The organism is Streptomyces palmae, from assembly GCF_004684805.1.
GTDB classification, from domain to species: Bacteria; Actinomycetota; Actinomycetes; order Streptomycetales; family Streptomycetaceae; genus Streptomyces; species Streptomyces palmae.
The window spans coordinates 1-10,978 of the sequence record NZ_SRID01000228.1 but is presented as its reverse complement, the minus strand read 5'-3'; the positions used below and the strand labels follow the sequence as shown (position 1 = coordinate 10,978).

Below are 10,978 nucleotides of genomic sequence, written 5' to 3'. Positions count from 1 at the left end.
GAAGCGGGGGCAGGCCGCCGGCGGCGGTGTCGGGGCAGGGGAACAGCGCGCGGACCACCCGCTCGGCCGCGTGGCCGTCGTCGAACTGGCAGAAGCGCTCCCGGAAGGCGGCGCGGAGCTCGGTGGCCTCGGGGTCGTTCCAGCGGCCGTCGCGGAAGACGGCGATCAGCTCGTCCTCGGTGCGGGCGATGGCGCCGGGGGTCTCGCCGGGGCGGCCGGAGAGCAGGTCGAAGTAGACGCCCCGGGTGGCCCGGTAGATGTCCCAGTCGTCGGCGTGGATCACGATCGGCCGATCCAGCAGCGCGTAGTCGAACATGATGGAGGAGTAGTCGGTGAGCAGCGCGTCGGCGGCCAGCGCCAGCTTCTCCAGCGAGGGGTGGCCGGAGACGTCGATGGCCAGCCCCCGTTCCTGGAGGCGCTCCAGGGCCCGTTCGTGCCCGTCGGTGTAGTGCGCGCGGACCAGCAGCACCGTGTCCGGGCCCAGGGCCTGGGTGACCCGCTCCAGGTTGAGGCGGGGGACGAACCCCCTCTCGTACTCGCGCAGGGTGGGGGCGTAGAGGATGGCGGTGCGGTGCGGGGCGATGCCCAGGGCGGCCCGGATGCCGGCGATGTCGTACTGGTTGGCGGTGAGCAGGATGTCGTTGCGCGGGGAGCCGGTCTCCAGCAGCGTGTACGAGGAGGGGTAGACGCGCTCCCACACCTCGCTGGAGTGCTGGTTGGCGGAGAGCGCGAAGTCCCAGCGGTCCACCCGTTCGAGCAGGGCGTCGAAGCTCATCCCGGCGGCCGAGGCCGGGTGCCGCCGCTGGTCCAGGCCCATGTGCTTGAGCGGGGTGCCGTGCAGGGTCTGCAGATGCACCGCGCCGGGCCGCTTCACCAGGTCGTCCGGGAAGTTGACGTTGTTGATCAGGTACTTGGCGCGGGCCATCGTGCGGTAGTAGGGGCGGGTGCCGGGGATCACGTACTCGATTCCCACCGGCAGCGAGTCCACCTCCGAGGCGCGCACCACCCACACCCCGCGGACCTGCGGGGCCAGTTCACGGGCCTTGTAGTAGATGGCCGCCGGATTGCACAGCACCCCGCGGTTGCCGTAGGCCGAGTAGACCGCCAGCTGGGGGTCGAGGGGCCGGCGCAGATGGAAGCGGTACAGCGCCCGCTTGGCCCGCTCGGCCAGCGGGCGGCGCACCGCGCGCTTGAGCCGGCGGACCTTCCTGGCCCAGCGGGCCGGCAGCTCCTGGGCCCGGTAGCGGGTGAACGAGCCGCGGGCCAGCGCCTCGAAGGCCCTGGCGTCCTCGGGCGAGGGGGTGAAGCGGGTGGGCAGGTGGGCCCAGTACCAGTCGGTGGCCTGCCGGAACCAGCGCGCCCGGTCCGCCGGCGCCACCCGGCCCGGGTCGTCCAGGCAGAACAGGAAGTGCGCCAGGGCCCGTTCGAAGAGCATCGGGCGCAGCGGGTCCAGGTGGGGTTTGCCCTGGAGGAAGGCGAACAGCCGGGTGTACTGCTCGAAGATGACGAAGTGCTCCTCGCCGGGCTTGTGGGCGCCGGTCCCGCCGCGCCGCCGCCGGTACTCCAGGCCGACCAGGTCGGTGCAGGCCAGCCGCTGGGCGGTGAGCATCGTCTTGTAGGAGAGCAGGGCGTCCTCGTAGATGCCCTCGCTGAAGGAGAAGCCGTGCTCGGTGTAGAAGGCGCGGCGGTAGACGCGGTTGGAGGACATCGCGTACAGCCGCAGGAACTCGGGCCGGTCCAGGATGGTGAAGACCTCGGTGCCGGCCGAGGCGAGGAGTTCGCCGAAGGCGCTGGAGCGCCGGCGGCCGTCCCAGTAGGTGCGGACGTGGTCGAAGTAGAGGATGTCCGGGTCCCCGGTGAGGGCCAGTCGGTCGGCCAGGCCGCGCAGGGTGTCCGGGGCCAGGGTGTCGTCGCCGTCCAGGAACAGCAGGTAGTCGCCGGTGGCGTGCTTGACCCCGGCGTTGCGGGCGTGGCCCGGGCCGGAGTTGAAGGGCTGGTGCACGGCGACCACCCGGCTGTCGGCGGCCGCGTACTCGTCGATGATCGCCCCGCAGAAGTCCGGTGAGCAGTCGTCCACGGCCACCACCTCGACGTCCGGGAACGGCTGGCCCAGCACGGAGTCCAGGCAGTCGCGCAGATAGCCCTGCACACGGTAGGCGGCGATGACGATGCTGAATCGGGGCATGGCGTTCCTCGGTGTGAAAGGGGCGCGGGCCGCCCCGGGGCGGGGGCGGGTCACAGGAGGCTTGCGGCGGTGGCCGTCGCCTGGGCGAGGCACTCGTCCGGGGCGGGCGCGGGTCTGCGCTCGGACGGCGGCACCACCCGGGGCAGGGTCTCCTCCGGCTCGCCGAGGAAGACCCGGCGCACCACCCGTTCGGCGGCCCGCCCGTCGTCGTACGGGCAGAACCGGGCCCGGAAGGCGGCGCGCAGCCGTGCCGACTCCGCGTCGCGCCAGGCGTCGCCACTGAACAGCTCGATCAGCTCGTCCTCGGTGCGGGTGACCGGTCCGGGCGGGGCGGCGGTGATGTCCAGGTAGACCCCGCGGGCGGCCCGGTACGGCTCCCAGTCGTCGGCGTGCAGGACGATCGGGCGGTCCAGGTTGGCGTAGTCGAACATGATCGACGAGTAGTCGGTGAGCAGCGCGTCGGAGGCCAGGCACAGCTCCTCGACGCGCGGATGCGCGGACACGTCGATGATCCGGCCGTCGTCGTAGGGCCCGCGCAGTCCGTCCGGGTGGAAGTAGTGCGCCCGGACGAGCAGGACGAAGCCGGGGCCCAGGGCGTGCGCGAGCCGGGCCAGGTCCAGCCGGGGGGTGAAGACCCGCTGGTAGTCGCGGTGGGTGGGGGCGTACAGCAGGGCGGTGATGCCGGGTTCGATGCCCAGCGCGTCCCGGATGCGCAGCACGTCCTCGGCGGTGGCGCGCTGGAAGATGTCATTGCGCGGATAGCCGTACTCGAGGGTGGTGTAGGTGGAGGGGTAGACGCGCTCCCAGGTGAGGGTGGAGTGGCGGTTGGCGGAGAGGCTGTGGTCCCAGCGGTCCACCCGCCGCAGCAGCCGTTCGAAGTCCATGCCGCGGGCGGCGGCCGGATGGTCCTGGAGGTCCAGGCCCATGTGCTTGAGCGGGGTGCCGTGGTGGGTCTGGAGATGGACCTGCTCGGGCCGCTTGCGCAGCCGGTCGGTGAAGTTGACGTTGTTGACCAGGTAGCGGGCGCGGGCCAGGGCGGCCCAGTACGCGGCCGAGCCCGGCTGCAGCCGCTGCACCCCGGCCGGCAGGGTGTGGGCGTACCGGGGGGTGGTGATCCAGGCGGTGCGGATGTGCGGGGCCAGGCGGCGTACGGCCTCCTCGAGCGCCGCCGGATTGCAGGCGTAGCCGCGGTGCCAGTACGCGGCGAACACCGCCAGCCGCTGGTCCACCGGGAGGCACCGCTGGAGCAGGTAGTAGCCGTGGAGCGCGGCCCCGCGCAGCGTCCGGCGCACCGCCTGGGCCAGCGTCGCGATCCGCCGCCGGCCCCGGCGCACCGCGTGCACCAGGTTGAACGCCCGGCAGGCGCCCAGCCGCAGCAGCATCGAGCGCACCCGGGGGCGGAAGCCGGTGGGCGGCCCGGCCGCCACGGTGTGGTGCCGCCGGTGGTGGGCGCCGGTGCGGCGGGCGAACTCGGCACGGCTGCCGGGGGGCAGCCGCCCGGGCGCGGCGTAGATGGCGGCCAGGTGGTCCAGCATCCGGCGGAACAGCAGGGGGCGCCACCGGCCCAGCGCCGGCCGGCTGTCCACGAAGGCGAAGACCCGGTCGTACTGGTCGAAGACGTCGAAGTGGTCCCAGCTGGTGGTGTTGAGGATGCTGCCGCGCCGCCGCTGCCGGTACAGGACGCAGACCCGGTCCAAGGTGGCCACCGTCTCGGCGGTCATCAGCACCGGGTACGTCCAGGGGGTGTCCTCGTACAGGCCGGGCGGGAAGGTGAAGCCCTCGCGCTCCACGAAGTCGCGGCGGTAGACCTTGTTCCAGACCACCATCAGCAGGTTGAGCAGGTCAGGCCGGTCCACCAGCCGGAACACCTCCGGCTCGCCGGGCGGGGTGGCGAGCAGCTCGGAGCGCTGGTTGCGGGCGGTGGCGCCGGTCCAGAACAGCCGGGCGTAGTCGTAGACCAGCACCGCCGGGTCGTCGGTGGCCGCCAGCCGGTCGGCGATGGCGCGCAGCGAACCGGGGGCGAGGGTGTCGTCGCTGTCCAGGAAGAGCAGGTAGTCGCCCTCGGCGTGGCGCATGCCCACGTTGCGGGCCCGGCCCAGGCCGACGTTCTCGGCCAGGTGCAGGGCGCGGACCCGGTCGTCCTGGGCGGCGGCCTCGTCGAGGATGGCACCGCAGGCGTCCGGGGATCGGTCGTCGACGGCGATCAGCTCGAAGTCGGTGAAGTCCTGGGTCAGCACGGATCGCAGACAGTCGTGCAGATACGCCTGGACCTTGTGTACGGGAACGATGACGCTGAACCGTGGCACGGCGGATCCCCAGGGTCGACGCGAGCGGCAATGTTGTCCCACTATCATCCGAATAATTCGGAGATGGTGGATTCTGCTCCGCCCCGTCAGGGGAAGACGCCCCGTTCGGCCCAACCGGCACCCGGCCGACGGGGGACCCTTCCGCCGGTCGGGTCGGCCCCGGGGCGCCGACCGCCGGCCCGCCGCCGCCTCCCGGGCCACGGTGGCCGGCGGACCGCTCTCGCGCCGTCAGCCCCCCGGACGACGGGCGGGGCCGCGGGGAAGCGGTTCGGCGGAGGTCAGGCCGTTGACGGGGTGGCCCGCGGAGTTCATGACGGTGACGCCGCGGGCGAAGTCCACCGCGTCCTCGAAGTCCTTGCCGTCCTTGGCGTCCGTGCTCGGGGGACCGGCGGGCAGGGGCCTGCCGGCGAACCAGGCGCCCCAGCCGGGCTTGCCGGCCAGGCGGACCACGGTGCCGGTGATGGGTGGTCCCTGCTTGGCGACCACCTTGACGCCGGCCGCGTCCTTGGCGCCGGTGTAGTAGCCGTACAGATAGCGCCGGTCCGCCACCTGGGCGACGTGCATGGTCACGAGGGACTCACGGACGTCCGGGAGGACACTGGCCCGGCTGGCGGGCCGGTCGGACCGGTCGGGGGCGACCCAGTGCACGCCTTCCTCGGTCAGCCACAGCTGCCTCCCGGGCCAGATCTCGAACCGCTCGCCCGGCCGCACCACCCGCGGCGCCGGAGGCGTGGCAGCCGGCCGCACGGTGGCCTGGGAAGGGGGCGTCGCGAGGTGGATCCCGAGGGCGGCCAAGGGGGCCAGCAGCACCGCACAGGTGGTGGCCAGCGCCGCGGTGCGCCGCCGCCGTCGGCTGCGGCCCGCCTTCTCGATGGCGGCCAGTGGCACCGGGGACGGGGTGATGTCGTAGGCGGCGTCGGTGAACAGTCGGCGCAGCCGCTCGCTGTCGGGCTGGGAACTCATCGGCGGGCTCCGGGGACGAGGGCGTCGGAGGTGAAGGCGGGATGGCCGCGCAGGGCGGCGAGGCCCCGCCGGGCATGTGTCTTGACCGTGCCCAGCGAGCAGTCCAGTACGGCGGCGATCTCCTGATCGCTCAGGTCCTCGAAATACCGGAGCACCATCACGGTCCGCTGCCGGGCGGGCAGGGACGCCAGCGCCTGGGTGAGCGCGGCGCGTTCCGCGGTGATCTCGGCGTGTCCGCCGTGCGCGCGGTGCACCGGTTCGGGGAGGAAGGGCATGAGCAGGTGGACGACGCGCTTCTTGCGGATCCGGCTGAGGTTGTTGTTGACCAGAGCCCGCCGCACGTACGCGTCGATCTCGTCGTAGGGGATGCGCCACCACCGGGCGTAGACCTTGGTCAGCGTGGTCTGCACCAGGTCCTCGGCCTCATGGAAGTCGCCGGTGAGCATGTGCGCGGTGCGTACCAAACGAGGCCAGGCCGCCGCAGCGAACTCGGCGAACCCGAGCCGACTCGCGTCCGTCACAACTGGTCGTTCCTCACGGTCCGGGGGTACGAGCCGAGGGTGGGCCCCGGTGCACCCGGGACCCACCGAGGCGCGTGCGATCAGGGAAGGTTGATGGAGACGATCTTGCGACCCGCGGCGTCGGTGATGTGAACACCGTGAAGGAACGTGTTCAGCTGCTTGGTGTCCTTGCCCTCGGGGCCCAGGGGGAGGGCGCCGGTGAGGAAGACGCCGTCCCAGCCGGCCCCCTTGGACAGGTTGACCGCGCGAGCGGGAACCATTCCCCGGTCGGTGAACACCTTGACGTGGGCCGGGCGCCTCTTGCCCATGTAGATGCCGCATGCGACGTAGCGGTCCTGGACCCGCACGACCTTCCAGGACACCATGACCGAGCCGTCCTTCGGGAAGCCGTTGCGAATGACCGGGGGCTTCTTGTCCCCCTTGTCCCACGGCCGGCACTGGGGCGCGGCCTTGAGGACCTGCGCCCTCGTCGGCAGCGGCGGGACGGGCTTGGCGTCCGTGGTCGGGGCCGTGCTCTTGGGCATGGGCGTGCCCTCGGTGACGTGCTCGGGAAGGGGCCAGGGCCTGGGCTCACCCGTGGTGCCCGGCTTGGGCTCGCCCGTGGTGACGGGCTTGTGCTCGGCCGTGGACTTGGCGGGCTCCTCCGACGAGGTGAAAGCCTGGGCCGTCGCGGGAACCGCTGCCACCGCGGCCGCCAGCGACACGGCCGCCACGTACTTCTTCATCCGGGTCATGGACGAGAACTCCTTGCGGATCGGAACGATCGGGTGGAGGGCGCCTCTCCACCCTCCTCAACCCCGTTCGCCCCGCATCCGGATGACACGGACCCCGAGAAATCTCCGGCAGACGTCCGAGCCGCGACCGTCACCCCACCCGCGTACGGCGCGTCCGGCCCACGCCCCCCGTACGTACGACATCGGCGCCGCGCACCGGTGAGGCCCAGTCACCCCACCGGCGCACGGCGCCGATCACGGCCCTACTTCACCGCGCCCGCCATCACCCCGGAGACGAACTGCCGCTGGAAGGCGAAGAACACCGCCAGCGGAACCACCATGGAGATGAACGCGCCCGGCCCCAGCACGTCGATGTTGTTGCCGAACTGCCGCACCTGCTGCTGGAGCGCCACCGTGATCGGCGGGTTCCCGCTGTCCGCGAAGATCAACGCCACCAGCATGTCGTTCCACACCCACAGGAACTGGAAGATGGCCAGCGAGGCGATGGCCGGACCGCCCAACGGCAGCACCACCCGGAAGAACAGCCGCAGCTCCCCGGCCCCGTCCAGCCGCGCCGCCTCCAGCAACTCGCGAGGGATCTCCGCGAAGAAGTTCCGCAGCAGGAAGATGGCGAACGGCAGTCCGAAGGCGGTGTGGAAGAGCACCACGCCCGTGGTGCTCTCGAAGATCCCGATCTCGCCGAACAGCTTGGCCACCGGGATCAGCGCGATCTGCACCGGCACCACCAGCAGCCCCACCACCACCAGGAACCAGCCGTCCCGGCCGGGGAAGTCCATACAGGCGAACGCGTAACCGGCCAGCGCCCCGACCAGCACCACCAGCGCCGTCGCCGGCACCGTGATCGCGGCCGTGGTCCACAGCGAGTCGGTGATCGCCTCGTTGCTCAGCAGGTCGCCGTAGGAGTCGAAGGTCAGCTGCCCCGGATCGCCGAAGACCTTCCACCAGCCGGAGATCCCCACATCGGCCGGGTCGCGCAGCGAGGACAGCAGCAGCCCCACCGTCGGCGTCAGCCACACCAGGCCGACGACGATCAGGAAGAACCGCGCCGCCCCACCGCCGGCCCGGGCCGCCAGCCTCGACACCAGCGAGCGCCGGACGCCCGCCCCGCTCCGTCCCCGTTCGGCCTCGGCCGGTACGCGTACCGCCGCGACCCCCTCCGCACTGGTCATCGGCGGCGCTCCCTTCGGATCCGGCGGATGTTGAACAACATGACGGGCACCACCAGCACCAGCAGGAACACCGAGATGGCGCTGCCCACCCCCTGGTTGACGTCGGTCCCGAACGAGGACTGGAACAACTGGAGCGCGAGGACGTTGGCGTCGTCCTGCGTGGTGCCCGGCGCGATGATGTAGACCAGGTCGAAGATCTTCAGCACATTGATCATCAACGTCACCATCACCACCGCCAGCACCGGCGCCAGCAGCGGCACCGTCACCCGGCGGAACACCTGCCACTCACTGGCGCCGTCCACCCGGGCCGCCTCCAGCAGCTCCCGCGGCACACTCGCCAGACCGGCCGCGATCAGCACCATCGCGAAGCCCGCCCACATCCACACATAGCTGGCGATGATCGCCGGGGTGACCAGGGACGGGCCCAACCAGTCCACCCCGTTGTACGGCTCGTCGAAGTTGTCCCCGGGCAGCCTCAGCTGCGCCCCCGCCGCGGAGCCCGGCAGGGTGTACGTACCGTCCGAACGGGTGGTGGCGCTGGCCACCACCTCGCCGTCCCGCACCGCCTGCACGGTGACCCCGGCCAGCGCCTTCTCGCCCGGGTCCAGCACCCCGTGCCGCCCGCCGCCGCCCCGGGTGAAGTCGAACCACACGGTGCCGGTGACCTTGCCCGGCTCCGGCCGCGCCGCCGCCGCGTCCGCCGCGCCCGACACATCCCGCCGCTTGGCGCCCACCAGCGGGACCAGCTGCGGCGAGTCGGCGCTGACCGCCGACGGCACGGTGTACGAGCCGTCCGCCGACTCGTCCAGACCGGCCTCCGGGCGCGGATGGGCACCGGGGAACGGCGGGCGGTCCGCGAAGGTGTCGTGCACGGTCACGGTGATCGCGTTGGCCACGCCCCGCTCGGGGTCCTGCTCGTACACCAGCCGGAAGATGATCCCGGCCGCCAGCATGGAGATCGCCATCGGCATGAAGACGACCAGCCTGAACGCCGTCCCCCAGCGCACCCGCTCGGTCAGCACCGCGAAGATCAGACCCAGCGCGGTGGCCACCGAGGGCGCCACGATCACCCAGATGAGGTTGTTCTTGACGGCCGTGCGGATCGCGCCGTCGGAGAACACCTCCTGGTAGTTGTCCAACCCGACGAAGCCGTCGCCCGAGGCGTCGAAGAAGCTGCGCCACAGCGAGTAGCCGATCGGATAGACCACCAGGGCGCCCAGCAGCAGCAGCGCCGGTAACAGGAACAGCCCCGCCACCCAGCGCGGGGCGCCCAGAATGGTCGTCTTCCTACCACGCCGCCCTCCGGCGGCCCCGCGCCCCTTGGGGGAGCTCTGTCCTTCGGGCGGCGGCGGGCCTGGTACGGCCGCGCCGCCCGCTGTCGCGGTCGACATGATGAGGATCTCCCGGTCGGGTGGTCAGTTCTGGTACGCCTTGGCGGCGTCGGCTTCCAACTGGCGCTGGGTGCCCGCCACGTCCGACGGGTCCTTCAGGAAGTCCTGAAGCGCCTTCCACTCGCCCTGCGCGGGCTTGCCGCCGAACGCGGCGGGCGCCTGGTCGGACATGTCGAAGCGGAAGTCGTCACCCGCCGCGATCACCGCCTTGGCGATGTCGCGCAGCTGCGGGTTGGGGTACGACTTCACGTCCAGGGCCTTGTTGGGCGAGAGGAAACCGCCCGCCCCGGCCCAGATCTGCGCCGCCTCCGGCGAGGCCAGGAAGGTCAGCAGCGCCTGAGCCCCCTCGCCCTTCCGCAGCGCCACCGCCACGTCCCCGCCGGTGACCACGGGGGGCTTGCCGCCGTCCACCGCGGGGAACGGGAAGACCTTGGCCTGCGTCCCCAGGTCCGCCCCGGCGTCCGCGATGTTCCCGGCGACGAAGTCCGCCTCGAAGACCATTCCGGCATCCGGCTCGGCGGCGTTCCCGTACACCTTGGTCACCGAGGCCGGGAACTCGGTCCGCAGCGCGCCGTCCCGGCCGCCCGCCAGCAGGCCCTTGCCACCCCACAACTGGGCCAGCGTGGTCAGCGCCCGGGTCACCGAGGGGTCGGTCCACTTGATCTTGTGCTGGGCGAGCAGGTCGTACTTCTCCGGACCCGACTGCGAGAGATAGACGTTCTCGAACCAGTCGGTCAGCGTCCAGCCGTCCGCCCCGCCCACCGACACCGCGTCGGTGCCCGAGTCGGAGATCAGCTGCGCCTGCGCCAGCAGGTCCTTCCAGGTCTTGGGCTCCTTGGCCCCCGCGTAGTCGAAGGCCGCGGTGTTGTACCAGATCAGCGACTTGTTGCTGACCTTGAAGTACACGCCGTAGGGAGTGCCCTGGTACGAGCCCAGGTCCTGCCAACCGCGCGAGAAGTTCTTCGCCAACTGCGTCTTGGCCTCCGGCCCCAGCGGCTTGGCCCAACCCTTCTGCGCGAACTCCCGCAGCACCCCGACCTGCCCGACCAGGGCCACGTCGGGCGGCTGCCCGCCCGCCACCTTGGACCCGACGAAGCCCGACATGTCGTCGCCGCTCGGTACGTAGGACACCGTGGCGCCGGTCCGCTTCTCGAACTCCGCCAGCACCCGGGCGAAGTTCTCCTGCTCCGCGCCGGTCCACACCGCGGTCACCAGGAGCCGCTGCCCCTTGAGGCTCGGCAGCTTCACCGTCACCGGCACCGGACCGGCAGCCGCCGCGTCATCGTCCCCGCCGCCGCATCCGGCGACGGTGAACGCCATCGTGGCGGCGGTCGCCAGGGCGAGCAGCGGACGGGCCCCGAGGGCGGTGTTCCTGCCGGCCGGAGCGCTCCGCCCCCGCCTGCCGGCGCGCGGCACCGGCGAGCTTCGTAACCGAAAACGCCTCATACGAAGCGGCATGCGCATCCCCGTCGCCCCTCCCGTGCCCAGCCCGCATCCCGTGATCCCTACGGAGGCCGGTGGTGTCTGTCGTGCGCACAGTCCTACGCCCCGTGTGGGACCACCGCAATACCGTGATCAATGTCAACTCGCCTTTCGTGACCGGGATGTGATGAACCGTGAGGTCGATTGGTGAGGGAAGTGATCGGGGTGCAGCGGTATGCGAAGAGTGGGGTGTGCGGTGCCGGCGGGCGGTGTGCGGGGTGTGGGGG

8 protein-coding genes are annotated in these 10,978 nt (G+C 71.9%); all 8 read right to left on the bottom strand.

What is annotated here, in order from left to right; all coding sequences use genetic code 11:
* Positions 1 to 2,185 (bottom strand): bifunctional glycosyltransferase/CDP-glycerol:glycerophosphate glycerophosphotransferase (locus tag E4099_RS21405; RefSeq protein ID WP_135340722.1); only part of this gene is annotated, 2,185 nt, incomplete at its 3' end.
* 50 nt (positions 2,186 to 2,235) lie between these two features.
* Positions 2,236 to 4,491, bottom strand: coding sequence for a bifunctional glycosyltransferase/CDP-glycerol:glycerophosphate glycerophosphotransferase (locus E4099_RS21400; RefSeq protein WP_135340721.1), 2,256 nt, complete (start codon positions 4,489 to 4,491; stop codon positions 2,236 to 2,238).
* Positions 4,492 to 4,719: 228 nt separating this feature from the next.
* Positions 4,720 to 5,454 (bottom strand): hypothetical protein, encoded by a 735-nt coding sequence (locus tag E4099_RS21395; protein ID WP_135340720.1) that lies wholly within the window; start codon positions 5,452 to 5,454, stop codon positions 4,720 to 4,722.
* Positions 5,451 to 5,975, bottom strand: a complete 525-nt coding sequence (locus E4099_RS34410; protein ID WP_245245053.1) for a SigE family RNA polymerase sigma factor — start codon at positions 5,973 to 5,975, stop codon at positions 5,451 to 5,453. The genes E4099_RS21395 and E4099_RS34410 overlap by 4 nt, the downstream gene beginning before the upstream one ends.
* Positions 5,976 to 6,055: 80 nt before the next feature.
* Positions 6,056 to 6,709, bottom strand: coding sequence for a hypothetical protein (locus E4099_RS34405; protein ID WP_245245052.1), 654 nt, complete (start codon positions 6,707 to 6,709; stop codon positions 6,056 to 6,058).
* Between the two features lie 242 nt (positions 6,710 to 6,951).
* Complete coding sequence (locus E4099_RS21385) at positions 6,952 to 7,878, bottom strand: carbohydrate ABC transporter permease (RefSeq protein WP_135340718.1); 927 nt, start codon at positions 7,876 to 7,878, stop codon at positions 6,952 to 6,954.
* Positions 7,875 to 9,269, bottom strand: a complete 1,395-nt coding sequence (locus tag E4099_RS21380; protein WP_135340717.1) for an ABC transporter permease — start codon at positions 9,267 to 9,269, stop codon at positions 7,875 to 7,877. The genes E4099_RS21385 and E4099_RS21380 overlap by 4 nt, the downstream gene beginning before the upstream one ends.
* 24 nt (positions 9,270 to 9,293) lie before the next feature.
* Positions 9,294 to 10,589 (bottom strand): ABC transporter substrate-binding protein, encoded by a 1,296-nt coding sequence (locus E4099_RS21375; protein ID WP_245245051.1) that lies wholly within the window; start codon positions 10,587 to 10,589, stop codon positions 9,294 to 9,296.
* Positions 10,590 to 10,978 lie beyond the last annotated feature (389 nt).

What these genes read in the sequence shown, in the direction of transcription:
- E4099_RS21385 (WP_135340718.1), bottom strand. Translation starts at nt 7,878, where the DNA reads ATGACCAGTGCGGAGGGGGTCGCGGCGGTACGCGTACCGGCCGAGGCC.
- E4099_RS34405 (WP_245245052.1), bottom strand. Translation starts at nt 6,709, where the DNA reads ATGACCCGGATGAAGAAGTACGTGGCGGCCGTGTCGCTGGCGGCCGCG.
- E4099_RS21375 (WP_245245051.1), bottom strand. Translation starts at nt 10,589, where the DNA reads ATGGCGTTCACCGTCGCCGGATGCGGCGGCGGGGACGATGACGCGGCG.
- E4099_RS21380 (WP_135340717.1), bottom strand. Translation starts at nt 9,269, where the DNA reads ATGTCGACCGCGACAGCGGGCGGCGCGGCCGTACCAGGCCCGCCGCCG.
- E4099_RS21395 (WP_135340720.1), bottom strand. Translation starts at nt 5,454, where the DNA reads ATGAGTTCCCAGCCCGACAGCGAGCGGCTGCGCCGACTGTTCACCGAC.